Consider the following 25,746-nt stretch of genomic DNA (forward strand, 5'->3'; position numbering starts at 1 on the left):
GCAGTTTTCTAGATAAGGAGGACCAAGTTGAAGAGAGAACATTCCAACCAATATTTCACAAAGGCTCAACAGCTCTTTCCAGGCGGGGTTAATAGTCCTGTTAGGGCTTTTAAGGCTGTGGGCGGTCATCCGCTTTTTATCGAAAAAGCCAGCGGAGCCTATCTGCATGATGTCGATGGCAACCGCTATATTGATTACGTCCTGTCTTGGGGGCCTATGATTTTGGGGCATGCTCCTAAGGATGTGTTACCAGCAGTTGAGGAAGCTATTTGGGAGGGAACCAGCTTTGGTGCTCCGAGTCCCAGAGAAATCGCTCTTGGCCAGCTGGTGCAGGAGCGTCTGCCTTTCATGGAAAGAATGCGGATGGTCAATTCGGGAACGGAAGCGACCATGAGCGCCATTCGGGTAGCACGTGGAGTGACCAAGCGATCTAAAATTGTTAAATTTATCGGCTGCTATCACGGCCACAGCGATTCCTTTTTGGTTCAGGCTGGTTCAGGCTTGGCTAGCTTTGGGATTGCTGATTCTGCCGGAGTCATTGCTCAGGTAGCTGGGGAAACTCTGGCTTTGCCATACAATGCTACAGATGCTCTCAAGGCTTGCTTTGAAAAGCACGGAGACGACATTGCCTGTGTCATTTTAGAAGCAGTTGCAGGCAATATGGGCTTGATACCCGCGGATGCGGACTTTATCAGTACTATTCGCTCCCTCACTCAGGAATACGGCTCTCTCTTCATCGTGGACGAGGTCATGAGTGGTTTCCGAGCTCATTATCAGGGGGCAGTCGGCCTCTATCAGACAGAGCCAGATCTGGTCTGCTTGGGCAAGGTTATTGGTGGCGGCTTCCCAGTCGCAGCCTTTGGCGGCAAGGCCGTCTATATGGATCAGGTAGCGCCTCTAGGCAGCATCTACCAGGCTGGTACCTTGTCGGGCAATCCAGTTGCCATGACGGCCGGTTATGAAACCCTGAAACAGCTAACACCTGAACTCTTTGCTGAGATTGAAGAGAAAACGAACTACCTCTGTGATGGCTTACGAAGTCTAGCCGATAAGTACAGCATTAATCTGCAAGTTGTGTCAAAAGGTACCATGTTTGGCTTCTTCTTCAGTCAGAAGCCGGTTCGTAACTTTGAGGATTCTAAGGCGGCTGACCATGCTCGGTTTGCAAGACTGCACAGTCTCTTGTTGGAAGAGGGCATTTATCTGGCGCCATCTCAGTATGAAACTAACTTTATGTCCAGTGCCCATACTAGAGCGGACCTAGACCAGACCTTGGCTGCCTTTGAGTGGGCATTTCAAGAAATGAAAGAAGAAGCAAATGGCTAAGATTGTGTTAGTGACAGGCGGAGCCAGAAGCGGTAAGTCGGCATTTGCGGAGGAGCAGTTGGCGGACCGAGAGCGAGTTTGCTATATTGCGACCGGCCTGCCTCGAGGAGAAGATCCAGAATGGCAGGAGCGGATTCGACTGCACCAAGAACGCCGGCCAGCTTCATGGACGACTCAGGAGCAGTATGCAGGGCTGGCGGACTGGTTGCGAGAGCAGTCGCATCCAGTTTACCTGCTGGACTGTGCCACACTTCTGACCAGCAATCGCCTCTTTGATTTGATTGCCCAGCATTTTCCAGACAAGCTGGAGCTGACGGAAGAAAAATTTCTCAGCCGGCAGGAGCAGTCTTTTCTGCTGCAGCTCTTGGAAGAAGAATGGCAAGAGCTCCTATCTGCAATCCGTCAGACAAATGCTGAGTGCTGGATTGTAACGGACGAGGTTGGTCTGGGCATTGTCCCAGAGACCAGACTAGGACGCTTTTTCCGTGATGTGCAGGGCAAGATCAACCAACTGATTGCAAAGGAGGCGAGTGAGGCTTATCTGGTTATCTGCGGCCTCGCTCAGCAGTTGAAATGATAAAGGCATTGATTATCTATACCCAATTTTTTAGCCGGATTGTGATTCCAAAGGCAGTGGATATTTCCTACCTGCGACGGGGACTTCCTTTTCTGACCCTCTTTGGCCTCTTACTAGGGCTGGTTTCAGGTGGATTTTATTTCCTGATGAGTCTAGTTCTGCCTGGAATGGTTGCTTGGGTTCTGACCCTCGCTTTCGATGTTCTGCTGACAGGTGGTTTTCACTTAGACGCCTTAGCGGATACGGCGGATGGGCTCTTCTCCTCTCGTAAGAAGGAGCGGATGCTGGAGATTATGAAGGACAGCCGGATTGGCAGCAATGGCGTTCTGGCGCTCATTCTCTACTATGCTCTGATGCTGGTTCTCTACCCTTATCTGCCAGAGCCTCGCTGGTTTATCGTGGCTAGTCTGACCATGATTGGCAAGGCCGGTCTGAGTCTACAGCTTTACCGGATGACCTATGCCAGAGAAGGCGGTGGCTCAGGAAATTTCTTCAGTGGCAGCAAGACGAGTCATATCCTGCTTGCCCAGCTTCTTCCCTTGCTCTTATCTCTGCTGGTTTTCAGTTGGAGAGGTCTCTTGGCTTATGGCTTAGTATTTCTGGGAGCAATCGGCTATCGCCGGTTCGTTTATAATAAAATTGATGGCCACACAGGCGATACGTTAGGAGCCTACGTAGAAATTGCCCAGCTCCTCTATCTCTTGGGATTGGTGGTGCTAGGGTGAAAAGATGGTATCTGATGCGGCATGGTCAGACAGACTATAACCGCAGACGCTGTTTCTACGGCAGCCATGATGTCTCTATCAACGAGCAGGGCCAAGAGGATGCTAGGCAGCTGGAGCTTCTGATGCAGGAGCGTACGGTTGATGCAATCTACACCAGTTGTCTCAAGCGGACGCAGGAAACAGCCCAGCTGGCTTTTCCAGAAAGGCAAGTCCAGCCTATAGCCGACTTTGACGAGCGGGGCTTCGGGCAATGGGAAGGCTTGACAGCTGATGAGATTGAAGCGGCTTTTCCAGAAGTCTGGCAGGCTTGGTTGGAGGCCCCCTTTGAGGTCACGCCTCCTGAGGCAGAAGTTTTCTCAGACTTTCAGACCAGAGTCTGGGCAGCAACAGACCGCCTGCTAGATACTACTGATGAGTCAATCGCTTTAGTGGCTCATTTGGGAGTCCTTCGCTTAATTTACCAGCATTTGGTTGACCGAGAGGCTGTTTTTTGGAACATTGATGTCCCCCAAGGACGAGTGCTGCTCTTGGAAGAGCGGGACCAGACTTGGCAGGTGACCTTACTCTAAGGCTCTATTATTTAAAAACAAACGACATGATTTATCTTGGGAAAGAGGTGACCAGATGAATACACAGATTCAGGATGAATTCACTTTTAAAAATGGTCAGGCCATGCGCAATCGCGTTGTCTTGGCTCCTATGACCATCTGCGCTAGTGAGCCGGGTGGCTATGTATCTCAGGCAGATATTGACTTTTTTGCCCGCCGGTCTAGGTCGGTTGGTATGGTCATTACTGGCAGTACCTATGTCCATCCTCTGGGAAAGTCCTTTGCGGAGAGCTTCAGCGGCGCCGAGGACGATAAGATTGAGGGGCTTAGCCGTCTGGCCAAGGCCATCAAGGACCAGGGGGCTCTGGCTATTGTTCAGCTCTATCATGGTGGTCGTATGGTTCTGCCCGATTTGATTGACGGTCAGCCAGTAGCACCCAGCGCTGTCAAGGCTCCGCGCGATTATCTGGCAGAGCCGAGAGCGCTCAAGAACGCTGAAGTGGAGCAGGTCATAGAGGACTTTCTGTCAGCTATCAGACGGGCCATTCAGGCTGGATTTGACGGAGTCGAGCTTCATGGCGCTAATACCTACCTGATCCAGCAGTTTGTCTCTCCCCATTCCAATGTCCGTCAGGACAAGTGGGGCGGCAGTCTTAACAACCGCCTGCGCTTTCCAAAGACCTTGCTGAAAAGAGCCAAGCAACTAGTCAAAGAAGAGGCTGACCGCCCCTTCCTGATTGGCTACCGCTTTTCTCCGGAAGAGATTGAAGAGCCAGGTATCCAGCTTTATGACACCCTGCAGTTGCTGGAGCAGCTCATCTATCATCAAGTGGACTATCTGCATATTTCGACCTCTGATGTCTGGCGATCGTCTATCAGAGATTCTCAGGACTCAGAGCCAGTGATTCAGAAAATTATCAAAAAAATTAATGGTAGAGTGCCCCTGATTGGTGTCGGTCAGATAGAGACCAAGCAGGATGCCCAGCGAGTATTGGATGCGGGGATTCCGCTTTTTGCCCTGGGCAAGGCCCTGCTCTTAGACCCCGACTGGGCAGAAAAGGTTGTCTCCGGCCGAGAGGCAGAAGTTATCCGAACTTATCGCGATGAGTTGCAGGCTGACCTGGCTTTGCCAACTGCCTTTGTCGAAGATGCTAGAAGCTATCTGGAAGGAAAAGATTAAGACAAGCACATCCCCAAGGAGGAAAGAGGATGAGCAATCATTTGTTTTTCACTCGTCTGCTCTCTCATCTTCAGGACATAGAACCACCTTAGACAGAGAGCGAAGCGTATTTAGATTTGACTAGGACAGACCGTCTTAAAGTAGTTTACAAAATAGAAAAGGAAGTTGATTATTTTATGAAACATTTTAAAAAAATTATGGCTCTAGCCTTGGCAGGCCTAGCCCTAGCCTCCTGTGTAAACCCTAGCAAAACCAGTGAGCCTACTGGCGATAGTGGCAGTAAGACTGTAACCATTGGCTACACCCAGTTTCCAGCAAATGTAGACCCAGCAGCGGAATACAATGGCTGGTTCACGGTCCGTTACGGAGTGGGAGAAACCCTCTTTAAGATGGACGACAAACTTGAGGTAAAACCTTGGCTGGCTGAGAAAATCGAAGCAGTCTCAGACCTAGAGTGGAAAATCACCCTCAAGGATAAGGTGACCTTCCAAAATGGTGAAAAAATGACCGGTGAAAAGGTCAAAGCTTCTCTGGAACGCTTGATTAAGACCAGCGAGCGGGCAGCATCAGATATGGGGATTGACAGCATTTCTGCAGAGGGTCAAACCGTGACCATCAAGACAAAGGCTGTTCAGCCGATCATGGCGAATCTCTTGGCAGAGCCCTACTCCGCTATTGTGGATACGACTGGCAAGAGTGCATCTGACAAGGCTCCAGTCGGAACTGGCCCTTACATGGTGACCAAGTACACTCCTGAGAGCGGAGCAGAACTCAAGGCTTATGACGACTACTGGGATGGTAAGCCAAAAGTTGCTAATCTGAAGATTAAATACTTCTCTGATCCGACAGCTATTTCTGCAGCCCTCAAGTCTAAAGAAGTCGATGCTGTCTATGGTCTGCCTTATGCAAATCTAAGTACCTATGCTTCCGATAAGAACTACAAAATTTCTGAAGTAGAAGGTTCCCGCTACCTAGCTTACTACTATAACTTTGAAAATCCTTACGTAGCAGATGACAAGTTCCGTCAGGCTTTAGATACCTTGGTAGACAAGAAGACCTACTCAGAATCCCTCTTTAAAGGCTCAGCTGTACCAGCTGTTGGACCTTTCCCTAAAGGGTTTGCCTTTGCCCTGCAAAAGAGCGTCCATGAATTTAACGTAGACAAGGCTAAGAAACTCTTGGATGAAGCTGGCTACAAGGATACTGACGGCGATGGCTACCGTGAAAAAGACGGTCAAAAAGTCAGCATTGAGCTGCTGTCCTTTACTCGTCTGCCTGAAATGCCGCTGGCTGTAGAAGCAACCCAGCAACAGCTCAAGGAAGTCGGAATCGAAGCGACTATTAAGAAAGTTGAAGTCAGTGCCGTTGCCAGTGAAAAGGACTATGCCTTTACACCTTACGCGGTGGTAGCAGCTCCTATCGGTGATCCATATGCCTTCTTCAACAGTGCTGTCAAGACCAATGGTACAGCCAATATCGGTCACTACAGCAACCCAGAAGCAGACAAGAAAATCGAAGAGCTGGCGACTGAAACTGATCCAGCTAAGCGCAATCAGCTCAGCAAGGAAATCCAAGAAATCATGGATAAGGACTACGGCTTTACCATTATCGGCTTCTTCAAGGTCGCTCTGGTAATGGACAAGTCGGTCTCTGGTTTGGAATCCCATCCAACAGACTACTATCACGTCAGCAACAAACTATCAAAGGAATAAAACATGCTGGAAATGAAAGATCTGCTGGTGCAGTCAGCAGATAAAGTCATTCTCGATCGGGTCTCCCTCTCTCTTGCTGAGGGGGAGTCCCTTTCGATTGTGGGCGAGAGTGGCAGTGGCAAGTCCACCCTGCTCAAGATGCTGCTGGGCCTCCCTCTTAGGGGGCTGACAGTGACAGAGGGCAGTATTACCTTTGAGGGGCAGGAAATTCAGCCCCAGGACCACCGCATTTATCTGCCTTTTGTGGGCCGAGAAGTGGCCTGGATTAGTCAGCATGCCAGTCTCAGCTTCAATAACCGCCGTAAGATCAAAAAGCATTATCAGGACTTGGTGAAAAATCAGGGCCAGAAAGCAGCAAATCTCCGTCCCTTGGAAGAATGCCTAGAGATGGTGGGGCTGCTGCCTGAAAAAGTCGTCAATAAGTATCCTTTCGAGCTCAGTGGCGGTATGATGCAGCTGGTCGGTGTAGCGCTAGCTCTAGCCAGCAGGCCCAAACTATTGCTGGCTGATGAGCCGACTAGCGCTCTGGATGTCCTGTCGAAAATGAAGCTGCTTAATCTCTTGAGCCAGCTTCATCAAGAGGAAAACATGGCCATTCTCTTTGTTACACATGATATCAGTGTGGCTGAGCATCTAGCGCAAAAAGTAGTCGTCATGAAAGAAGGGCAGATTGTCGAAAGTGGTCCAGCCCATCAAGTTCTTCGCCATCCTGAGCAGGCCTACACCCAGAAATTGCTGAAGGCCGTGCCTAAGCTAGCAGCATTTAGAGAAGGGGGGCTGCTATGAATCAAGTATTGGTTGGTCGCCAACTGACCTACGAGTACAGTCAGATAGGCGAGCGGAGAATCGGTGTATTTGATATTGACATTAGCTTGGAAAAGGGACAGGCTTTGGGTCTGGTCGGTGAATCAGGCTCTGGTAAGAGTACCATTGCCAAACTCATCTGCCGCTTTTTAAAGCCGGACCAAGGGGAGCTAACCCTACTGGGCCAGCCAGTCTCTGCCTACAAGGATAGGGACTACTATGGTCGGGTCCAGTACATCGCCCAGCAGCCCCAGTCGACTTTTCATCCCAAGCGCAGCATTCAGCAGAGCCTAGAAGAGGTCTGTCGAAACTTCTCTCTCTATCAGCAGCAGTCAGATAGAAAGCAGGCCATCTGTGACTTGCTGAGATCGGTTGGTCTGACACCTGAGCTTGCTCAGAGGCTGCCACACCAGCTGAGTGGAGGAGAATGTCAGCGGGCAGCTATTGCCCGTGCCCTGCTGATTAATCCTGATGTGCTCATCTGCGATGAAATCACCAGTGCCCTGGATGTGACTGTTCAGTATGAAGTCATGAAGCTACTGGCAGATATCAAGAAGCGTTCGCAGACCTCCTTTCTCTTCATCTCTCATGACATCGCACTGGTCAGCAATTTTGCGGAAGATTTGGTCGTCCTCAAGGACGGAATCGTGCAGGAGAAGGGCAGCATGCGAGAGGTCGTCTCTGCTCCCAAGAGTGACTATACCAAGCTCCTACTCAGTCAGTACAGGGAGGATAAAGATGAGGATTAAGCAACAACTAGACTCTATGGCGCCATGCAGCAGCTATCAGGGCAGTCTGCCCATCACAGATGAGCTGGCTATCCAGTACACTCTGCTCAAAGGACAGGCCTCCCAGCCCTTGCTGACCATCAGTGCTGCAGTCCATGGCTGCGAGTATGTCGGTGTCAAGGCGCTAATGGATTTAGCGCATGAGTGGGACTTTAACTTTCAAGGCTCTGTCCTCCTCCTGCATGCAGTCAATGTCAGCGGCTTCTGGGCTCGGGAGACGACACTTGTACCTGAGGACGGCCTCAATCTGAACAGGATTTTTCAGGATCAAGAGCCAGTTTCCAGCCTCAGCTATCAGATTCGGTCTGTGATTGAGAGTCAGGTCTTTAGCGTCAGTGACTTCCTGATTGACCTGCATAGTGGCAATCGGGAAGAACTGCTGACCCCTCATGGTTACTATTCTCTGCGGGCAAATCCAGAGGTGATGGAAAAGTCCTATCAGATGCTGCAGGCTTCTGGGACACCGATTATCTATCAATCTCAGGACCGCGGCAATCTCTACCACGCTGCCTCAGTAGACTATGGACTGCCTAGCATCCTGCTGGAGCAGGGGGAAAATGGCACCTGTCTGCCAGAGGATGTTCTGGCTATGAAGGAGTCAGTCAAACAAGTCGCCCGCTATCTTTTTGAAGGGACCATGCCTTATTATAAGCAGGCGCCGCTGATCTTTGACGACAGTTACTATCTGACCTGTCAGAGGTCGGGCTGCTGGATGTGCTTTGTTCGGCCCAATCAAACAGTACAGGCTGGTCAGGTCATCGGTGAAATCTGTGATATTTATGGCAATATTTTAGAAAAGGTGACTGCTAAGGAAGACGGTCTGGTCCTCTATCAGAAAGCGACCTTGGTCGTCCACCAAGGCGAAGTGCTGCTGGCCGTTGCCAGCAAGAAGCCTGAAAGCTACCAGACATCTGAAAGGGAGGCGCATGATTAAATTTATTATCAAAACAATTCTGCAATTCGTCCTCATCCTGCTCTGCGTCAGCTTTATCTCCTTTTTGCTGGTTTATCTAGCACCGGGAGATCCGGCTGAGAGCATCCTCAACGCTCAGGGCATTCCTTTTACCAAGGAACTGCTGGAAATCAAGCGGGCAGAGATGGGTCTGAATGGCAGCTTTATGGAGCAATATCTGGCCTGGCTGGGCAGGATTGTCCATGGCGACTTTGGTGTGACCTATAATTCCGGAGCTTCGGTCTGGGAGCAGCTGGTTTTCTATTTTCCTAATACAGTCTACCTAGCTTTTTATACCCTGCTAGCAACTCTGGGAATTTCCTTGCCGACAGCTCTCTACACATCCTACCATGCAGGAAAGCCAGTTGATCGCTTCCTGATGGGAGGTCTGGCTTTTCTGAATGCCATACCTAGCTTTGTTATGGGGATTATCCTGATTCTGATCTTTTCCGTTCAGCTGCATTGGTTTCCCATTCAGGCAACGGCTAATGAGCTGGGTCTAGTCCTGCCAGTCATAACACTGGCCATGATTATGTCCACTCGCTATATTCCGCAGCTGCGGACCGCTTTGATAGAAGTGTTGCATTCACCAGAAGTCGAAGGTGCGCGAGGTCGGGGGATTCGAGAGGGACATATCCTACTGCATGATGTGATTTACAATGTTCTGCCCTTTCTTCTCACCTTAGTCAGCCTTTCTCTGGGCTCGCTCTTGGGTGGTGTAGCTATTATTGAGCACCTCTTTTCCTGGCCTGGCATCGGCAAGATGCTGATTGGCGTAGTTGCCAAGCGGGATTATCCCCTCATTCAGGGGGCAGTCCTCTTTATCACAGCTGGAGTCTTGACTGTAAATCTAGTCTTTCAACTGCTTACGGTTTGGCTCAATCCTCGCGTCCGACTGGCTCAGGAAAATCCCAAATTGCTACCGCGTATGAAGAAATTAAAAGCAAGCAAGGAGGGTTCGTATGGATAAGAAAATCAATCGAAAACTCCTGGTCTTGGGCGGTCTCATCGTCCTGGCTCTGATCCTATCCTCCTTGGCCCCTCATCTCTTGGGTGACAGTTTGACCAAGGTCAATCTGGGCCAAGCCCTGCAAGGGCCGAGCAGCAGTGAGTGGTTCGGAACGGACGCTCTAGGCCGGTCTGTCTTTGCACGTGCTGTGAGCGGAGGTGCGGAAACAGTCCTGCCAGCCCTGATGATTCTGATGCTGATTGCGGCGGTGGGCTCCTTTATCGGGGTGACTAGCGCTTTTATCGGCGGGAAATTCGACCAGTTCATCTTGCTGGTTATTACGGCTTTTCAGTCTTTCCCCTCTATCATTTTGGTCATTGCCATCGTCAGTATCTTGGGCATCGGTCTCCAGCAAACCCTCATCGCTATCTGCCTGACGGCCTGGACTAAGTATGCCTACCTGATGCGCTCTATGACCCTGCAGCTGAAAAATGAACCCTATATCCAGTCCTCTAAAATGTATGGCAATAGTTTTTGGACAAGCCTGAAAAACTATTATTTCCCCAGCCTTTTTCCTCAGATTCTGACGACTATGAGCTTTGACATCAGCACCATTATCATGGAAATTGCTGGTCTTAGCTTTGTCGGTCTGGGAGCTCAGGCACCATCGCCTGAGTGGGGAGCCATGATCAATGACGGACGGATTTACATTCAGGAAGCCCCTTGGATTGTGGTCTTCCCTTGTATCTTGCTGATTCTGACGATTCTCCTCTTTACCAAGTTCGGAGACGCTCTGAACAGCAAGTACAACCGCATGAGTTGAACATCAAAAAATCAACAGCTAAAAAAATTATAGCCCCTATCTCTTGGGACTGCAATCATAAAAAATATGAATACAAGAAAGTGATTCAATAAAAATGAGAAAAAAATTATTTTTATTAGTTGTCCTCTTGCTGCCTTTATTCTTGGCAGCCTGCCAGCAAAATTCAAACTCTTCCCAAAAGGTCGATGAGAAAGACAAACTCACCATGGTTTGGGGCGAAGACTTTGGGGATGTCAATCCTCACCGCTACAATCCAGACCAATTTGTCATTCAGGATATGGTCTATGAAGGCCTGGTCCGCTACGGTGACAATGGTAAAATCGAGCCAGCCTTGGCTGAAAGCTGGGATATCAGCGAAGATGGTAAAACCTATACCTTCAAGCTGAGAAAGGCAAAATTCTCAGATGACTCTGACTTTAATGCAGAGAATGTCAAACGCAATTTCGATACCGTCTTTTCAGAAGAAAATAAGAAAAACCACACTTGGTTTGACTTCACTAACCAGCTGGAAAGCTATCGAGTTGTCGATGAGCATACCTTTGAGATTAAACTCAAACAAGCCTACAGTGCGACTCTCTATGATTTATCAATGATTCGTCCGATCCGTTTCGTAGCTGACGCTGCCTTCCCTGACGGAGACGACACGACTAAGGACAACCTCAAAAAGCCAATCGGAACTGGTCAATGGGTTGTCAAAGACAAGAAGGCAAATGAGTACATCACCTTTGTCCGTAATGAAAATTACTGGGGTGAAAAGCCTAAATTGAAAGAAGTAACGGTCAAGATTATCCCAGATCCACAAACCCGTGCTTTGGAGTTTGAGTCTGGAAATGTAGACTTGCTCTATGGAAATGGCGTTATCGGTTTGGATAACTTTGCCAAGTATGCCAAGGATGACAAGTACACGACAGATGTATCTCAGCCAATGTCCAGCCGCCTCATGCTCTTGAATGCCAAGCAAGAAATCTTCAAAGACAAGACTGTTCGTCAGGCGATGAACCATGCAGTTGATAAGAAGTCTATCGCGAAAGATATTTTCCGCGGAACAGAAACACCAGCTGATACCATCTTCTCTAAGTCTACCCCTCACTCTGATGCCAATATCACTCCATATGAGTATGATATCGAGCTGGCTGAAAAGATGCTGGATCAAGCAGGCTGGAAGAAAGGCTCTGATGGTATCCGTGAAAAAGATGGTAAGAAATTAAGTCTGAATGTCCCTTATATCTCGTCTAAGGCGACAGACAAGGACTTGGTTGAGTACTTCCAAGGCGAATGGAAGAAAATCGGAATTGATGTTCAGCTCAAAGCTATGGAAGAAGATGACTACTGGGAAAATATTAAGACTGGCGACTTTGATTTGATGCTGACCTTCTCTTGGGGAGCACCTTGGGACCCACACGCTTGGATGACTGCCTTGACTTCACCAGCAGATCATGGCCACCCAGAAAATGTTTCCCTAGAAGCTCTGCCATCTAAGCCAGAAATTGATAAAATTATCAAGGCGACTCTGGTCGAACCAGATGAGGCAAAAGTCGATGAAGGCTACAAGAAAGTCCTCACCATGCTCCACGATGAAGCTATCTATATTCCAATCACTTACCAATCCGTTGTTTCCGTCTACCGCAAGGGAGAACTCGATGGTATGCGCTTTGCCCCAGAAGAAAATGCTTTCCCACTGCGCTATATTGAGAAAAAATAAAAGCTGGCTTCATAACTGCAAATTTTAATATAAAGGGAGTAGTGCTGCTAAGTTGAAAAGCTTAGCAGCCGCCCCTTTTCTTTTAAGGACTATGAAAAAAGATTTATTTAAAAAAATAGTTTCTTTCTTAGCTGCTCTGTTGATGATATCAGTATTGACCTTTCTCTTGGCCAAGCTATCCTCGGCGGATCAAGCAGAAAATTATTTAAGGGTATCTAAGATTCAAGTGACTCCTCAATCCTTGGAAAAAGCCAGAGACTATCTGGGCCTCAATCAACCTTGGCCCCAGCAGTATCTAGCTTGGCTGACTAAGGCCCTTGGTGGGGATTTTGGGACGTCTTATCTATTAAAGGTTCCTGTCCTGCCCTTGGTGCTGGAGCGTTTCCAGTCGACCCTTTCTCTGGGCTTGACATCCTTTGCTCTTATTTTGCTTACGTCCATTCCTTTGGGGATTTTTAGTGCAGTCTACAAAGGTTCTCTCTTTGATAAGGTCACTCGCTTTCTATCCTTTTCCAGCGTTTCCATGCCCAGCTTTTGGCTAGGCTACATGCTGATTGTGATTTTTGCTGTTCAGCTCAGATGGCTGCCCGTTTCGGGCAAGCAGGACCTTAGCAGCTTGATTCTTCCTAGTCTGACCCTAAGCATGTCATTGATTGGCCAATATACCGCTTTGATCCGTAAGGCTGTGCTGGAGCAGATGAACAGTGTCCATGTCGAAAATGCCCTCCTGCGCGGAGTCAGTAAGTTCTTCCTGGTCAAGAATCATCTCTTGAGAAATTCCCTGCCAGCCATTGCGACAGGTCTGAGCCTGACCTTGGTCTATCTCCTGACAGGCTCCTTGATTGTCGAAGAAGTCTTCTCCTGGAATGGTGTCGGCTCCCTCTTTGTAGATGCGCTCCAGTCTGTGGACCTGCCCATCATCCAGTGCTGTATGCTTTTATTTGGCCTATTATTCTTGGGAAATAATATTCTAACCCAGCAGCTGCCGCTCTGGATAGACCCTAGAGTCAGAAAAAGGAGGAGCAATGTCTAAACGATTTATTTTTTCAAGTGTCATTTTGCTGGCCCTCTTCATCTGCGCTCTCTTTGCTCCCTATCTATCGAGTTTCGACCCCCAGCACGTGGAGATTTCAAATAAACTAATGGCACCTGACGCTGTTCATCTATTGGGAACCGATCAGTTAGGCAGAGACGTTTTGTCTCGTCTGCTGCACGGGGCTCGTTATTCTCTCTTTTTATCCCTGACCATCAGTCTGCTAGAAGTGGTCATCGGTGTCACAGTTGGCTTGCTGATCGGATGGTACCAAGGAAAGGCTGAAGCGACCTTCTTATGGTTTGCAAATGTTATTTCCGCCTTTCCTAGCTTCCTGCTATCGCTAGCTACTGTTGGGATATTGGGACAGGGAATGACCAATATGATTCTAGCCATTGTCATCATAGAGTGGGTCTACTATGCAAGGGTAACAGCCAATCTGGTCAAGAGTGCCAAGGAGGAAGCCTATGTCATTTCTGCCCAGACCATGGGACTCTCCCAGATTCATATCCTCAAAACCCATATCCTGCCCTTTATCTACAAGCCCATTTTGATTATTGTGCTGATGAATATTGGGAATATCATTCTCATGATTTCTGGCTTTTCCTTTCTGGGAATCGGTGTCCAGCCCAACATTACCGAGTGGGGTATGATGCTGCATGATGCTAGAAGCCATTTTCAAACGGCAACTTGGATGATGCTGGCGCCCGGACTGGCTATCTTTCTGACTGTGGTCGCCTTTAATCTATTTGCCGAATGCTTTGAAGAGAAAGGCTGGAAACAGATATGGAAAAAATAGTAGTAAAGCAACTGACAGCCCAGATTGAGGGAAAGACCATACTGCAGGACATCAGCTTTGAAGTGGAGGCGGGTCAGTCTCTGGTCATCATTGGGGAGAGTGGTTCTGGTAAAACCCTCTTAACCAAGATATTGATTGGCCAGCTGCCTTCATCCTTGAGCATGCAAGGAGAAGTTCACTATGGCTCCATGTCTCTGGAGCGCAACTCTCTCAAGGACTGGCAGCAGCTGCGGGGGAGACTAGTGGCCTATATGTCTCAAAATCCGATGGCTATGTTCAATCCTTTTCAGACCATTCAAAGCCATTTTTGGGAAACCCTGCGCAGCCATAGCAAGATTTCAAAGAGCGCTTGTCTGACTAAGGCCCTAGCCTCTATGAAAGAAGTCAGACTGGGAGAGCCGGAAGAGCTTTTGAAGAAATATCCTTTTGAGCTCAGCGGTGGTATGCTGCAGCGGGTCATGCTGGCTATCTTGCTTTGCCTAGAGCCAGAGACCATCATTTTGGATGAGCCTACTTCGGCGCTGGATATCCACAATCGCGAGCAGATTATCCTCATCTTAAAGGAGCAGTTGGCTAAAGGAAAGACCCTCATCACGGTGACCCATGATTATCATTTGGCGCGAGAGCTGGGAGGCAAGATGCTTGTCATGTATCAGGGGGCTATCATGGAGGAAGGGCCGGTTGCTAAGCTCCTCGAAAGTCCTTCGCAGGCCTATAGCCAAGACCTTATCTTAGGGAATCCATACGAACGGTTGGTGAGACAAGATGCTGGAATGTAGACATGTTTTTAAAAAATTCGAGGACAAAACGGTTGTCAAAGACTGTAACTTCACCGTCCAGAAGGGTGAAATGATCGGTCTGATGGGCGAGAGCGGCAGTGGCAAGAGCACGCTGGCTAAATTGCTGATCGGTCTAGAAAAGCCCAGTCAAGGCCAGGTCTTACTGGATGGCCTGCCCTACTCAGTCAAAAAGTCTGGCGTGAGAATTTTACTGGTCTTTCAAGACTCACTCCATTCGGTCAATCCGCATTTTACAGTCGAGCAGGTCTTGACAGAGGCCCTGCCAAAAGATGTGGCTAGAGAAGAGGTAGAATCCATTCTAGAAGACGTCGGTCTGGATAAAAGCTATCTAAATCAGCCTGCGCGCCAGCTCAGTGGCGGCCAGCTCCAACGGATTTGCATCGCCCGTGGCCTGCTCTTAAAGCCAGATATTCTCATCTTTGATGAGGCTCTGAGCGGTTTGGATCCCATTGTTCAGGGAAGGTTGTTACGCCTCTTATATGATTTGTGGGAGAAATACCAGCTGACCTATCTTTTCATCTCGCATGACTTCAAGCTGAGCTATGCTCTCTGCCATCGGATTTTGGTCATGGCAGACGGGGAAATCGTTGATGAGATAAAGGACTTTGAGCTTCCTATCCAGGCTCATCACCACGTGACAGAGAAGTTGATAGGCGACAAGGGACATTTTAGCTGACACATGCCCCAGCCAGCTAAACTATTTTAAAATTAAAAATAAAGGAACATATATGAAACGTACTTTTGAAACGAGAAAACTTTACTTCGGCTTTCCAGTCTTCTTTTTAGGCTATAAGGACGATGTGCACGGCTATAATATTTCGACTTCAAGCTCGGTTTATTCCTTGGGCAGCATGATGGTTATTGCCATGCGTACCAAGGGAAATGCCATTACAGAGATTACCAAGCACCAGCAATTCACAGTCAATGTCCCAGAGAAGGATCTGACCAAAGAGTCTGAAATTGCTGGCTTCAACAGCCGCAAGGACAAGTTTGCCCTGACTGGTCTTAGCTACACAATCGGCGAGACCGTGGATGCTCCGCTTGTAGACCAATGCCCTGTATCCATTGAGTGTCAAGTGCTGGATATGGTAGAATGCGGTGCCTTGACCAATGTCATCGCCCGTGTCACTCGGCGCGTGGTTGATGAGGATTTGATTGATGAAAATGACGCTTTCCGCAGTGACCGTTTTTCTCCTATCAGCTACATGGGAGACGGTGATGGACGGCTTTACCGCTATTTCAGCGACGAGTCAGTCAAGATGGGCTCTATTATCAAAGAAATCCGCAAACAGGAAGAAAAATAAAGAAACCGCTGGGATATTTAGGTCTCAGCGGTTTAGTTTTCTATCACAATTTTTTCTTCTAGGCCAAATTTCTTTAGGAAACGGCCTTGCTCTTCTTGGATTTGCGGCGTTGGATTTTTGACGTTCATGACCAGTTCTATCATTTCTGGATGGACCTCACGCACCAGCTGACGCAGAGCCCAGATAGCTGTAGTGACATGAATCGGATTTTGCCCCTTGTCGATAATTTCCAGCATTTTGGGAATGGCAGAGCGATCATTGGCATTTGCCAGAGCGATAATGGCATTGCGCTGAAGGATGTTTTTTCCCCGCCAGCTGCCGGCTACATGACCGAATTTCTCCTTAAACTGACCGTTGGAAAGCTCCAAGAAAGGCAGGAGCTCGGGATGAGAAAGGTCGGGATCAATCTCTGTTGCGAGCGGATTATCCAAGCCTTTATTGTAAGGGCAGCAGATTTGGCAGATATCGCAGCCATAGATGACCGTTTTAATCTTCTTGCGAAATTCCAGATCCATGACGCCCTTGTCCTGAGTCTGAAAGGATAGACAGCGCTTGGCATTCATGCTGCCGTCACCAATCAGGCAGGAAGTGGGACAGGCTGTCACACAGCGGTTGCAGTCTCCGCAGCCGTAGTCGACAGGCTGATCAGGCTCGATGTCCAGATTGGTGATGAGCTCTCCTAAGAACATATAGGAGCCAAATTCCTTAGAGATGACCAAGCCGTTCTTGCCGATAAAGCCGATTCCTGCTCTCTGGGCTACGGCGGTATCGACCAAGGCGCCCGTGTCCACCATGCCCTTGTATTCAAAGTCAGCGGTCAGTTCCTCAATTCCCTTGGCAAGCCGGTCCAGCTTGTCCTGCAGGACATAGTGGTAGTCTAATCCCCAGCTGTTGGGGGTGAATTTGCCCCGCTTGTAGACTGTTTTCTGAGGCTGCTGCTTGAGCTTTTGGGGGTAGGCGACTGCGATAGAGATAATGGTCTTAGCCGAATCCAGACTCAGCTTGGGCTTGATCCGTTCCTCAATATTCTTGTGCTCAAATCCTGAATTTCGCCCTTCTTCTACAGCCAAGCGCAGCGACTTCTCCAGATAGTCAAAATCATCCGCTGTCGTAAAGCCAATCTTAGAAATCCCAATTTCTTTTGCTAAGTTAATAATTTCTTCTTTGATGTTCATCCTTACTATTATAGCGGAAAAATGCCAACTTGGCGAATGATTGAGAAAGGGAATTATCCTATAGAACTATACCTATAGTTTTATAAGACTTCCTTAGCCTATATACTGTATGATATAATGAAATGTGGAATTTTTTTATAGAAAGTTCCGCAAAGTTTAGGGGAAATTTTATAAAGTTAAACAATGGGAGTTTACAAAATGAAAAAGAGATATTATGAATTTTTGAATGTTCTTGTTACGGATTGTAATCCAATCAGAAACTTAGATTTTTATAAGGCTGGTTTAATTGAGTTATTTTTTATCTCACTGGTATTTATCGTTTCTATTTTCTTACGCGGTGAGATGCATCATCTGAGCATGATAGTCATGAATTTTACTATCGTTCACACGCTTATTTTGTTTCTGGCCTTTTTACTCTTCCAAAAGTTTTTTGATATTAAAGCCTTGCAGCTCATTCCGACCAGCTCTTACCTATTTCTGCATTTTGAATTGCTTTTTTGGGGCTCCATCTTTTTTGGTGAGAACCACTTAGCATTTTTTATGATTTTTATCATACTCAGCTTGTCTTATCAGTTGATTAATTTGCTCTATCAGATGGTGATCGTTTCAAAATTGAGATATTTTGAACAGAAACAAAAGATCAATATTTTGCAGATTCACGCCATCGTCCTGTGCTGCTTGTCAGCTGCAGTAGCAGTCATCACTCGCTTGTTTATGCTGTCAGGAATCTATATGATTATTGCCTTGGTAGGCTTGAGCATCGCTTTGACGCCCTTGTATCTATTGGGCTATGCACAAGTTTTCACTGGCTGGAGAAATCAAGTGCCTGAAAAATGGTAGAATTAAAGGGGGATTGTCTGTCTAGTCTTGAATACGTTAGGTTTCCTCTAACACATTGATTGAGAAGATTAGAGTATATGCATTTTAATCAGTAAGGCAGAGAAATAATTTTTCTCTGCCTTTATTTTTTTACAAATCTGAAAGCGCTTCATTGACAAAGTCTGTCAGATAGTTTATAATATAATAACAGTATAGAAAATGGCAAGGAAGCCTGATTTGATCGCAATGAAGCGAGTGTTTCAGAATCAAAGGGGTTTTCTATGCCATTTTTTTGCGCACTATTATTTTTTATGGAGGATTGTTTCTATGCGGACAAAAGGAATTGTGCTGCTTTGTAGTTTGGCTTTGCTTCTGGGAGCTTGTCAAGCGGGGAATAATAAGACGACGACGGAGTCATCCTCGGCTAAGACGGAGACAACGGATAAGGACAAGGCTAAGACTTTGGATAAGGGCGTTTGGGAAGACAAGCTTTATGCCCGTCTGGCTAAGCTCATCAAGGAAAATGGGAACACCAGCTCTAGCTATGATAAAAATAAAAAACCTTATGCCGTCTTTGACTGGGACAATACGACCGTCATTAACGACATTGGCGAAGCAACCTTTACCTATCAAATTGAAAATCTGGCCTTTAAGATGACGCCGGAAGAATTTGACCAAGCAGTACGGACCAATATACCGAGCGACGATTTTGTTGAGGATTTCCATAATAAAGATGGTGAACCAGTGAACATTGACAAGATTGCGGCTGACTTGCTTTCTGACTACACGGCTATTTACAATAGCTATAAGGGAATGCAAGGAGACAAGTCTCTGGAAGAAGTCAAAAAGACGGATGAATACCAAGACTTCGCTGCTAAACTACGCTATCTTTACGAAGCGATTGGTGATACCTTCAGCTCTGACATCAGCTATCCATGGGTGACCTACCTCTATGCAGGTATGACTTCTGAAGAAGTTCAAGCCCTATCTGAAAAGTCTATTGATCAGGCTCTTCAAGACAAGCTAACTTCTGAAACTTGGGAAAGTCCAGAAGGCTTGAAAGGTGAGTCAGGCCAAATCACTGTGACCTTCAAGCGCGGTGTTCGCTCAGTCAAGGAAATGCAAAATCTCTATAAGACTCTGATGGCTAACGGCATTGATGTCTATATCTGCTCAGCGTCTTATATCGATGTGATTATCCCTTATGCTAGCAATTCTAAGTATGGCTACAATATTCCTAAAGAAAATGTCACTGCTATGCGTCTGAAAAAGGATGATAAGGGTGTGATTCAGCCAGAATACGATACCAACTATGCTCAGACTCAGGGTGAGGGCAAGACAGAGACTATTAAGAAACTGATTGCTGTCAATCATGACAATCAAGAACCAATCCTGATTGCCGGTGACAGTAATGGCGACTATGCTATGCTCAAGGACTTCCCTAAACTGCAAATGGGTATTATCTTCAATCTTTTGAGAGATCCTAGCAAGGGAATCGGTCTTTTGCAAACTAAGGCAATTGAAACTTACGGTCAGGAAGATGCACTTTACTACCTGCAAGGTCGCGATGAAAATAAAGGTGTACTGCTCAACGGCAGGGAAACTATCAAACTAGATAGTAAGGAAGCCCAGCTAAGCAGATAGCAGGCAGTTCCCTGTCATAGAGAGGAATGGATGCAAAATATGAAAAAAATCATGTTTGTCGGTCCAGTCGGAGTGGGTAAGACTACTCTGACCCAGCGACTGAAAGGCTTGGAGCTAAGCTACTTTAAGACTCAGGCTATTGAGTTCTATGATGCCATCATTGACACGCCTGGAGAATTTCTCCAGCATCGTAAGTATTATAATGCTCTGAACGTGACAGCAACGGAGGCTGATGTGATTGGTCTCTTGGTGGCGGCTTCCAATCAGATGCAGACCTTTCCTCAGGGTTTTTCTTCCCTCTTCAATAAAGAAGTGATTGGCATTGTTACCAAGATTGATATGGCTAAACAGCCAGAGCAAATCGAAAAAGCACGGCGGCAGCTGAAAGCGGCTGGAGCCAAGGAAATTTTTGAAATATCAGCGACGGAAAATGAAGGAATTGACCGTCTCCAGGCTTATCTGGAGGCAGACTAGGGACGAAAAGCCGAATATGGTATACTAGATTCTAACAAGGAAACGAGGAAGGAATATCTATTTATGAAAGTAGAGCACGGAGGAAATGCGGCAGCTTTGGCTGAGGAATTTGGTTTTTCTCTAGAAGACTGTCTGGATTTCAGTGCCAATATCAATCCTTTGGGGATTTCTCCGCGGCTGAGAGCTTGTCTGACCGAGTCCATTGACTGGCTGGTTCATTATCCAGACATCAGCTACAGCCGCTCCAGAGAGCTTTTGGCACATCATCATGGCCTAGAAAAGGACAAGGTCCTGTTGGCAAATGGTGCGGTAGAAGTCTTTTACGAGTTGGCCCGCTTCTTGTGTCCAAAGACAGTCCTGACTCTGAGCCCTACTTTCATGGAATATGAGAAAGCCTTCTCGCAAGTGCAGGCCAAGGTGGAGCGCTTTAGCCTTCCTTCTCCATCCTATGAGTGGAATCTAGCTGACATGTTGCCAGCCTTGGATTCACTGACTGCAGGAGACGCTGTACTCATCTGCAATCCCAATAATCCGACGGGTACCCTGATTCGGCGTACTGAGTTAGAAAAGCTAGCTGAGGACCTGCAGGAGCGGCAAATCTTTTTGATACTGGACGAGGCTTTTATGGACTTTCTGGACGATGAGGAGGACTATAGCTTTGTCTCCTGTCTAGCTACCTATCCAAATGCAGTAGTGGTGCGGTCTCTGACTAAGTTTTATGCCATTCCTGGTCTGAGATTGGGCTATGCTCTCAGCTGTCATCCAACTTGCTTTGATGAAATAGAGGGGAGCCGCGCTCCTTGGTCGGTCAATGCTATGGCGGACCAGGCCCTGCCTGTCCTTTTGGAGGATCAGGCTTATCAGCAAGCTACCAAGCAGTGGCTTCGAGTAGAAAGAGATTTCCTTTTTCAAGGGCTGACTGCATTTTCACAGATTCGGCCGGTCAAGCCTAGTGTCAACTATATCTTCTTTGAGTATCTAGGTCGGCTGGACCTGCGTCAGGAGCTTCGGCAGAGAAAGATTTTCATCCGTTCCTGTCAAAATTATCATGATCTGACAAAACGGCATTACCGCATAGCCATCCGCAGCCATCAGGAAAATGAACAGCTTCTGGCTTGTCTGACAGAGGTCTTGGCGAAAGAGGCTCCTTATGACTAAGGCAATCGTGTCTTGTCCAGGTTCCTGCGGTGAATTATTTCAAGGTTTAGTAGGAGAGCAGGAGGTTCTGCTCTCCTATGGGATTGAGAAGCGAAGTCGAGTGAGATTGGACGGGGCTTCGTCTCTCGCAAGGCAAGCTCAAGGTGAAAAGGTACGACGAGCTTTGGAGCTCCTACCTGAGCCCAATGTTTTCTCTTTTGTTCAGGAGTCAGACCTGCCCATCAGCAAGGGCTATTCTAGCAGCACAGCTGATATGATTAGCTGCCTGCAGGCAGTTGCTCTGGGACAAAAGCAGCCTCTAAAGGCGACAGATTTGACGCGTCTCTGTGCCAAGATTGAGCCTACTGACTCGGTGGCTTTTGCGGACTGGACGGTTATTAATCCCCTGACTGGTCAAGTTGTCTGGCAGACAGACTGGCGACCGGAGCTCTATGTTTATATCTTGGAGCCTGTGGAGATGGTGACAACTCTTGACTTGGTTCGGATGAAGGACAGTCCTAGCTATCCAGCTGAGGAGTCTAAGTGTTTGCTTCCTCTCTTTCAGGAGGCTTGTCAGGAGAAGAGTTTGGAAAAACTTGGCCATTTAGCGACCTATAGTGCTTTGTTGAACAACCAACGGCTATCCAAACCCTATCTGAAAGAATTACTGGCTTTGGTAAAAGAATACCAGTGCTTAGGCCTCAATGTTGCCCATAGTGGTACATTGGTTGGTTTGTTGCTGAACAAGGAACAGCTAGAAGTCTTTCCCAAGCTAGAGGCTGAACTAGCTCGCTCAGCCAGTGGGGCTTATTATCAGACTCGGACCTTGAGCAGGATTATTTTTGAAGGGGTGCAGCCGGTCAGGGAGGAGACAGACTAGTTTGAAAGACTTAGAAAAAATTATTGAACAGATTCTTCCGTTAGACAAAGACAAGATTCAAGAAGGCCAGTGCTACTGTGATCAGCTAGGAAAGCCGCCAGGTTCCTTGGGAAAGCTCGAGACTATCTATGCTCGCTTGCATGCTATGTTTTCTGATCCCATTGATTTGGAGAAGAAGATTGTCCTCGTCTACGTGGCAGATAATGGCATCGTGGCTGAAGGCGTTTCTGCCAATCCTCAGGAAACGACCTATACTGTTGCTCGCAATATTCTAGCAGGGAAGTCAGGCTTGTGTGCTATTTCTAAACATGCAGGTTCAGACATCTGCCTGGTAGACATTGGCTGCAAGAAGGATATTTTTGAGGAAAATAAGGACAAGGTCTGTCATGGGACGCGTAACATGCTCAAGGAGCCGGCCATGGCCCGCGAGCAGGCTATAGCAGCAATTCTAGTCGGCTACAAGAAGACAGAGGCCTTGATCAAAGATGGCTATCGTCTCTTTGGAACAGGAGAAATGGGGATTGGCAACACCACCACCTCAGCTGCTGTTATTGCTGCAGTTCTCGGTCTTAAAGCAGAAGACGTCGCAGGCTATGGAGCTGGTCTGACTCAGGATATGAAGGCTCATAAAACTGCCGTTATCCAGCAGTGTCTGGATCGTCACGCTCCTTATGGAGATATTCTGGATCTGACCGCTAAGCTTGGTGGGCTAGATATGCTGGCTATGGCAGGCACTCATCTCGCCTGTGCCCGCTATCAGCTGCCATGTGTAGTGGACGGTCTTATCTCTCTGACGGGGCTGCTGATTGCCCATCAGCTGACTCCTCATGTCTTGGACTATACCTTTGCTTCCCATGCTTCGACGGAGCCTGCTTACAAACTGGTCAGTGACTTTCTAGGCCTGGAGCCCATGCTTTTGTTGGACATGCGACTGGGTGAAGGCTCAGGCTGTCCTTTGGCTTTCTTTCTGCTGGAAAATGCTGTTTATACCATGGAACACATGCCTACTTTTGCTGAAGGCAGCTTGAAAGAAGAAGATTATGTTGATATTCGCAAAAATGTGACTTAAAGGAGGAAAAATATGCAACTCTATACAAAAACAGGTGACAAGGGCTTGACCAAGCTAGTTGGCGGCCAAAGTGTCGCCAAGGATGCGGAACGAGTTAATGCTTACGGAACCATTGATGAGCTGAACTCTTGGATTGGTTATACGATTACCAAGCTGGACAAGGATGATAAGCTGAGAGATGAGCTGCTCCAGCTGCAGCATTATCTCTTTGACTGTGGTTCAGACCTCTCTACTCCTCAGGGAGTTTACCCTTACAAGGTCGATCAGCAGCTGATTGACTGGATTGAGGAGAGGATTGATACCTACGCAGAAATTCCACCGGCTTTGGAAAGGTTTATCCTGCCGGGCGGTGACGAGATTGCTTCCATGATTCATGTGGCTCGGACCATTGCAAGACGGGCAGAGCGTCACATCGTAGGAACGATGTGGACTACAGAAATTAACAATAATGTCCTGATTTTTGTCAACCGTTTGTCAGATTACTTCTTTGCCTTGGCTCGAGTAATCAACTTTACCAAACATCAAGAAGACGTGGCCTATGAAAGAGGTGCCAAGGTCTTTCACAATATCACCAAGGCGGATGTTGAGCGTTGGGCTAGCAAGCGCCAGTGATAAAAAGAAACAGAAAAAGTTCTGTCTTTCCAAATTGACTTTTACCAAGTCTTGGAAAGACAGAACTTATTTTGATCTTCTAAAAAAAGAAAGCCGCCTATACATCATTGTATCTTCATGCTAAGCTTCGTTGATTAGCACTAGCTTTCCAATTATTGACTCTGCTCCTTTGCAGAAAGACAAGAGAAACCTCATCTTTAGAAAATTAACGTACTTAAACGTAGAGTCAATAATGGAAACTAAGCTAAAATGTTTGTTCCAAACTGACATCACTACCTTACATCGAGGCATGAAATCTACTAAAATTTAAGAATAAAGACCTGACTTAAAGCTGAAAAGCTTATCACAGTGGCGGGACCGCGCTGGATTTGCACCAGACTTCCATATCCTTAAAAGTACTAAAATCAATTTCCTAGTAACTAGATTGTAACACCTTTCACAGGGAATTACAAGGAAAATGAACTAAATTTTAATAAAAATTTAATTCTTCAAATAAGCTTGGCTTTGTAAGTAGAAGCGGCACTAAAAACTTCTTATATTAATGACTTTTTTATTGCCATGAAAGCGCTTTTGTGTTATAATTCAATATAGTACAAAGGGGTACTGAAGATAAATAAGCAATGAAGCTATATGAAAATGCTGTGACGTGTGTAGGGGAGCAGTCTTATTTTCATATAGCTTCTTTTTGTTTAAAAATAGATACAACAGAAAGGAGAAAAGATGTATAAGATTTCCTATAAGACTGAATTGCATGTGGGCAAGGGCGCTCTGCAGCAATTAAGCCATTATAAAAACGAGCATATTTTAGTCGTTGCCGATCCTTTTTTGAAGACATCTGGCACGCTGGATGCCATTTTAGCCAACTTTGATGACAGCAATGACATTGTTGTTTTCACAGATATTGTGCCTGATCCGCCAATCGAAACGGTTGTGGCTGGTATCAAGAGTGCAGGAGACAAGCCAATCAGCATTGTGCTTTCTATTGGTGGCGGCTCTGCCATTGATGCTTCCAAGGCTATGTATTATTTTGCCAAGAAGCAGGGTGCCTTCTCAGAGGCTATTCTCATCGCCATTCCTACAACAAGCGGAACTGGATCTGAAGTAACGTCCTTTTCTGTCATCACGGATGCAGAGAGAGGTACCAAATATCCTTTAGTGACCAAAGAAATCCTTCCGGATGTTGCGATCTTAGATGCGGATTTGGTTCTGTCACTTCCTGGTAACATCACGGCTGACACTGGAATGGATGTACTGACCCATGCCATTGAAGCTTATGTATCGACCAAGGCTACGGACTTCTCTGATGCCTTAGCTGAAAAGGCAATCAAGCTGGTCTTTGAATACCTGCCTAAAGCCTACAAAAATGGTCAGGATGTAGAAGCGCGTGAAAAGATGCATGCAGCATCCACTCTGGCAGGTATGGCCTTTAATACAGCTTCTTTGGGTATCAATCACAGTCTGGCACATGCGGCAGGAGCTAAGTTCCATGTGCCTCATGGTCGTTTAAACAGTATTTTAATGCCCCATGTCATTCAATATAATGCTGGTATCGAATTCAACAACCGGAACCGGCAGGCGACAGACAAGACTGTAGCAAGCCGCTATCAGGATATTGCCAAACTACTGGGATGCAGTGCTTCAAGCCCTGTGTCAGGAGTAAGACAGCTGGTTGAAGCCATCAAGAAACTGCAAAGAAAGCTGGAGATGCCAACTTCTCTAAGAGAATATGGTGTGAAAGCAGATGCTTTTGCTCAGTACAAGGTAGAAATTTCAGAAGCTGCTCTGCATGATGGCTGTACTCCGACTAACCCTCGCGTCCCTACGGCAGAAGAACTGCTTAAAGTATTAGAGAAAGCGTTTTAATCCTCTGAATTGCTGTTATGCCAAAATTATTGTATAATGATTAAGAGCGTG

General features: G+C 47.0%; 26 protein-coding genes and 1 riboswitch. Of the genes, 25 read left to right on the forward strand and 1 reads right to left on the reverse strand.

The window, feature by feature from the left end; genetic code table 11:
- Positions 1–27 precede the first annotated feature (27 nt).
- From hemL to RWX26_RS04695, 17 genes are all read left to right on the forward strand, one after another.
- On the forward strand, positions 28–1,326 hold the full coding sequence (hemL, locus tag RWX26_RS04615) for a glutamate-1-semialdehyde 2,1-aminomutase (RefSeq protein ID WP_314579658.1): 1,299 nt from the start codon (positions 28–30) through the stop codon (positions 1,324–1,326).
- Positions 1,319–1,903, forward strand: coding sequence for a bifunctional adenosylcobinamide kinase/adenosylcobinamide-phosphate guanylyltransferase (gene cobU, locus RWX26_RS04620; RefSeq protein WP_314579660.1), 585 nt, complete (start codon positions 1,319–1,321; stop codon positions 1,901–1,903). Before hemL ends, cobU begins: the two co-directional genes overlap by 8 nt.
- The gene (cobS, locus tag RWX26_RS04625) at positions 1,900–2,628 is read left to right on the forward strand and encodes an adenosylcobinamide-GDP ribazoletransferase (RefSeq protein ID WP_314579662.1); all 729 of its coding nucleotides are present in this window, start codon (positions 1,900–1,902) and stop codon (positions 2,626–2,628) included. Before cobU ends, cobS begins: the two co-directional genes overlap by 4 nt.
- Positions 2,625–3,197 carry a histidine phosphatase family protein gene (locus tag RWX26_RS04630; RefSeq protein ID WP_125350964.1) on the forward strand — a complete coding sequence of 191 codons (573 nt, stop codon included), beginning with the start codon at positions 2,625–2,627 and terminating at the stop codon, positions 3,195–3,197. Before cobS ends, RWX26_RS04630 begins: the two co-directional genes overlap by 4 nt.
- A 55-nt stretch (positions 3,198–3,252) precedes the next feature.
- Positions 3,253–4,356: an NADH-dependent flavin oxidoreductase gene (locus RWX26_RS04635; RefSeq protein WP_223323129.1), complete on the forward strand. Its 1,104-nt coding sequence runs from the start codon at positions 3,253–3,255 to the stop codon at positions 4,354–4,356.
- 116 nt (positions 4,357–4,472) lie between these two features.
- Positions 4,473–6,068: an ABC transporter substrate-binding protein gene (locus RWX26_RS04640; protein ID WP_223323131.1), complete on the forward strand. Its 1,596-nt coding sequence runs from the start codon at positions 4,473–4,475 to the stop codon at positions 6,066–6,068.
- A 3-nt stretch (positions 6,069–6,071) separates the two neighbouring features.
- Positions 6,072–6,854 carry an ABC transporter ATP-binding protein gene (locus tag RWX26_RS04645; RefSeq protein ID WP_223323133.1) on the forward strand — a complete coding sequence of 261 codons (783 nt, stop codon included), beginning with the start codon at positions 6,072–6,074 and terminating at the stop codon, positions 6,852–6,854.
- Positions 6,851–7,621, forward strand: coding sequence for an ABC transporter ATP-binding protein (locus RWX26_RS04650; protein WP_223323135.1), 771 nt, complete (start codon positions 6,851–6,853; stop codon positions 7,619–7,621). The genes RWX26_RS04645 and RWX26_RS04650 overlap by 4 nt, the downstream gene beginning before the upstream one ends.
- The gene (locus RWX26_RS04655) at positions 7,611–8,594 is read left to right on the forward strand and encodes a M14 family metallopeptidase (protein WP_048772472.1); all 984 of its coding nucleotides are present in this window, start codon (positions 7,611–7,613) and stop codon (positions 8,592–8,594) included. The genes RWX26_RS04650 and RWX26_RS04655 overlap by 11 nt, the downstream gene beginning before the upstream one ends.
- A complete protein-coding gene (locus RWX26_RS04660) occupies positions 8,587–9,582 on the forward strand; it encodes an ABC transporter permease (protein ID WP_268699212.1) in 996 nt (331 codons plus the stop codon). The genes RWX26_RS04655 and RWX26_RS04660 overlap by 8 nt, the downstream gene beginning before the upstream one ends.
- On the forward strand, positions 9,575–10,384 hold the full coding sequence (locus tag RWX26_RS04665; protein WP_268699213.1) for an ABC transporter permease: 810 nt from the start codon (positions 9,575–9,577) through the stop codon (positions 10,382–10,384). The genes RWX26_RS04660 and RWX26_RS04665 overlap by 8 nt, the downstream gene beginning before the upstream one ends.
- A 94-nt stretch (positions 10,385–10,478) precedes the next feature.
- Positions 10,479–12,086, forward strand: coding sequence for a nickel ABC transporter substrate-binding protein (nikA, locus tag RWX26_RS04670; protein WP_314579680.1), 1,608 nt, complete (start codon positions 10,479–10,481; stop codon positions 12,084–12,086).
- A 91-nt stretch (positions 12,087–12,177) separates the two neighbouring features.
- Entirely contained in the window at positions 12,178–13,119 is a 942-nt protein-coding gene (locus RWX26_RS04675) for an ABC transporter permease (protein WP_111676350.1), read from the forward strand.
- Positions 13,112–13,918 (forward strand): ABC transporter permease, encoded by an 807-nt coding sequence (locus RWX26_RS04680; protein ID WP_111676348.1) that lies wholly within the window; start codon positions 13,112–13,114, stop codon positions 13,916–13,918. Before RWX26_RS04675 ends, RWX26_RS04680 begins: the two co-directional genes overlap by 8 nt.
- Positions 13,906–14,697: an ABC transporter ATP-binding protein gene (locus RWX26_RS04685; protein ID WP_314579683.1), complete on the forward strand. Its 792-nt coding sequence runs from the start codon at positions 13,906–13,908 to the stop codon at positions 14,695–14,697. The genes RWX26_RS04680 and RWX26_RS04685 overlap by 13 nt, the downstream gene beginning before the upstream one ends.
- Positions 14,684–15,394, forward strand: a complete 711-nt coding sequence (locus tag RWX26_RS04690) for a dipeptide/oligopeptide/nickel ABC transporter ATP-binding protein (protein WP_314579685.1) — start codon at positions 14,684–14,686, stop codon at positions 15,392–15,394. Before RWX26_RS04685 ends, RWX26_RS04690 begins: the two co-directional genes overlap by 14 nt.
- Positions 15,395–15,446: 52 nt before the next feature.
- Positions 15,447–16,022, forward strand: coding sequence for a flavin reductase family protein (locus tag RWX26_RS04695; protein WP_002901082.1), 576 nt, complete (start codon positions 15,447–15,449; stop codon positions 16,020–16,022).
- 32 nt (positions 16,023–16,054) lie between these two features.
- On the opposite strand, the gene queG is transcribed toward RWX26_RS04695, so the two are convergent.
- Complete coding sequence (gene queG, locus RWX26_RS04700) at positions 16,055–17,197, reverse strand: tRNA epoxyqueuosine(34) reductase QueG (protein ID WP_314579689.1); 1,143 nt, start codon at positions 17,195–17,197, stop codon at positions 16,055–16,057.
- A 183-nt stretch (positions 17,198–17,380) separates the two neighbouring features.
- On the opposite strand from queG, the gene RWX26_RS04705 reads away from it, so the two are divergent.
- The 8 genes from RWX26_RS04705 (at position 17,381) to RWX26_RS04740 (ending at position 25,695) form a co-directional block, all read left to right on the forward strand.
- Complete coding sequence (locus RWX26_RS04705; RefSeq protein ID WP_314579690.1) at positions 17,381–18,037, forward strand: lantibiotic ABC transporter permease; 657 nt, start codon at positions 17,381–17,383, stop codon at positions 18,035–18,037.
- Between the two features lie 306 nt (positions 18,038–18,343).
- A complete protein-coding gene (locus RWX26_RS04710) occupies positions 18,344–19,660 on the forward strand; it encodes a haloacid dehalogenase-like hydrolase (RefSeq protein ID WP_223323159.1) in 1,317 nt (438 codons plus the stop codon).
- A 39-nt stretch (positions 19,661–19,699) separates the two neighbouring features.
- On the forward strand, positions 19,700–20,134 hold the full coding sequence (locus tag RWX26_RS04715) for a EutP/PduV family microcompartment system protein (protein WP_111676956.1): 435 nt from the start codon (positions 19,700–19,702) through the stop codon (positions 20,132–20,134).
- 63 nt (positions 20,135–20,197) lie between these two features.
- On the forward strand, positions 20,198–21,292 hold the full coding sequence (gene cobD, locus RWX26_RS04720) for a threonine-phosphate decarboxylase CobD (protein WP_314579694.1): 1,095 nt from the start codon (positions 20,198–20,200) through the stop codon (positions 21,290–21,292).
- Positions 21,285–22,151 (forward strand): kinase, encoded by an 867-nt coding sequence (locus RWX26_RS04725; protein ID WP_314579696.1) that lies wholly within the window; start codon positions 21,285–21,287, stop codon positions 22,149–22,151. Before cobD ends, RWX26_RS04725 begins: the two co-directional genes overlap by 8 nt.
- A gap of 1 nt (position 22,152) precedes the next feature.
- On the forward strand, positions 22,153–23,220 hold the full coding sequence (gene cobT / locus RWX26_RS04730; protein ID WP_314579699.1) for a nicotinate-nucleotide--dimethylbenzimidazole phosphoribosyltransferase: 1,068 nt from the start codon (positions 22,153–22,155) through the stop codon (positions 23,218–23,220).
- A gap of 12 nt (positions 23,221–23,232) precedes the next feature.
- A complete protein-coding gene (locus RWX26_RS04735; RefSeq protein ID WP_002915832.1) occupies positions 23,233–23,832 on the forward strand; it encodes a cob(I)yrinic acid a,c-diamide adenosyltransferase in 600 nt (199 codons plus the stop codon).
- Between the two features lie 261 nt (positions 23,833–24,093).
- Positions 24,094–24,242, reverse strand: a riboswitch (adenosylcobalamin (AdoCbl) riboswitch).
- Positions 24,243–24,552: 310 nt separating this feature from the next.
- Complete coding sequence (locus RWX26_RS04740) at positions 24,553–25,695, forward strand: 1-propanol dehydrogenase PduQ (protein WP_002896393.1); 1,143 nt, start codon at positions 24,553–24,555, stop codon at positions 25,693–25,695.
- Positions 25,696–25,746: the final 51 nt, after the last annotated feature.

This window comes from uncultured Streptococcus sp. (genome assembly GCF_963536705.1).
In the GTDB taxonomy this organism is placed as follows: domain Bacteria; phylum Bacillota; class Bacilli; order Lactobacillales; family Streptococcaceae; genus Streptococcus.

Bases quoted from the DNA above. Each gene is read 5' to 3' on its own strand.
- cobU (WP_314579660.1), top strand. From the start codon at position 1,319: ATGGCTAAGATTGTGTTAGTGACAGGCGGAGCCAGAAGCGGTAAGTCG.
- cobS (WP_314579662.1), top strand. From the start codon at position 1,900: ATGATAAAGGCATTGATTATCTATACCCAATTTTTTAGCCGGATTGTG.
- RWX26_RS04635 (WP_223323129.1), top strand. From the start codon at position 3,253: ATGAATACACAGATTCAGGATGAATTCACTTTTAAAAATGGTCAGGCC.
- RWX26_RS04645 (WP_223323133.1), top strand. From the start codon at position 6,072: ATGCTGGAAATGAAAGATCTGCTGGTGCAGTCAGCAGATAAAGTCATT.
- RWX26_RS04650 (WP_223323135.1), top strand. From the start codon at position 6,851: ATGAATCAAGTATTGGTTGGTCGCCAACTGACCTACGAGTACAGTCAG.
- RWX26_RS04655 (WP_048772472.1), top strand. From the start codon at position 7,611: ATGAGGATTAAGCAACAACTAGACTCTATGGCGCCATGCAGCAGCTAT.
- RWX26_RS04660 (WP_268699212.1), top strand. From the start codon at position 8,587: ATGATTAAATTTATTATCAAAACAATTCTGCAATTCGTCCTCATCCTG.
- RWX26_RS04665 (WP_268699213.1), top strand. From the start codon at position 9,575: ATGGATAAGAAAATCAATCGAAAACTCCTGGTCTTGGGCGGTCTCATC.
- nikA (WP_314579680.1), top strand. From the start codon at position 10,479: ATGAGAAAAAAATTATTTTTATTAGTTGTCCTCTTGCTGCCTTTATTC.
- RWX26_RS04675 (WP_111676350.1), top strand. From the start codon at position 12,178: ATGAAAAAAGATTTATTTAAAAAAATAGTTTCTTTCTTAGCTGCTCTG.
- RWX26_RS04680 (WP_111676348.1), top strand. From the start codon at position 13,112: ATGTCTAAACGATTTATTTTTTCAAGTGTCATTTTGCTGGCCCTCTTC.
- RWX26_RS04685 (WP_314579683.1), top strand. From the start codon at position 13,906: ATGGAAAAAATAGTAGTAAAGCAACTGACAGCCCAGATTGAGGGAAAG.
- RWX26_RS04690 (WP_314579685.1), top strand. From the start codon at position 14,684: ATGCTGGAATGTAGACATGTTTTTAAAAAATTCGAGGACAAAACGGTT.
- RWX26_RS04695 (WP_002901082.1), top strand. From the start codon at position 15,447: ATGAAACGTACTTTTGAAACGAGAAAACTTTACTTCGGCTTTCCAGTC.
- queG (WP_314579689.1), bottom strand. From the start codon at position 17,197: ATGAACATCAAAGAAGAAATTATTAACTTAGCAAAAGAAATTGGGATT.
- RWX26_RS04705 (WP_314579690.1), top strand. From the start codon at position 17,381: ATGGGAGTTTACAAAATGAAAAAGAGATATTATGAATTTTTGAATGTT.
- RWX26_RS04710 (WP_223323159.1), top strand. From the start codon at position 18,344: ATGCGGACAAAAGGAATTGTGCTGCTTTGTAGTTTGGCTTTGCTTCTG.
- RWX26_RS04715 (WP_111676956.1), top strand. From the start codon at position 19,700: ATGAAAAAAATCATGTTTGTCGGTCCAGTCGGAGTGGGTAAGACTACT.
- cobD (WP_314579694.1), top strand. From the start codon at position 20,198: ATGAAAGTAGAGCACGGAGGAAATGCGGCAGCTTTGGCTGAGGAATTT.
- RWX26_RS04725 (WP_314579696.1), top strand. From the start codon at position 21,285: ATGACTAAGGCAATCGTGTCTTGTCCAGGTTCCTGCGGTGAATTATTT.
- RWX26_RS04735 (WP_002915832.1), top strand. From the start codon at position 23,233: ATGCAACTCTATACAAAAACAGGTGACAAGGGCTTGACCAAGCTAGTT.
- RWX26_RS04740 (WP_002896393.1), top strand. From the start codon at position 24,553: ATGTATAAGATTTCCTATAAGACTGAATTGCATGTGGGCAAGGGCGCT.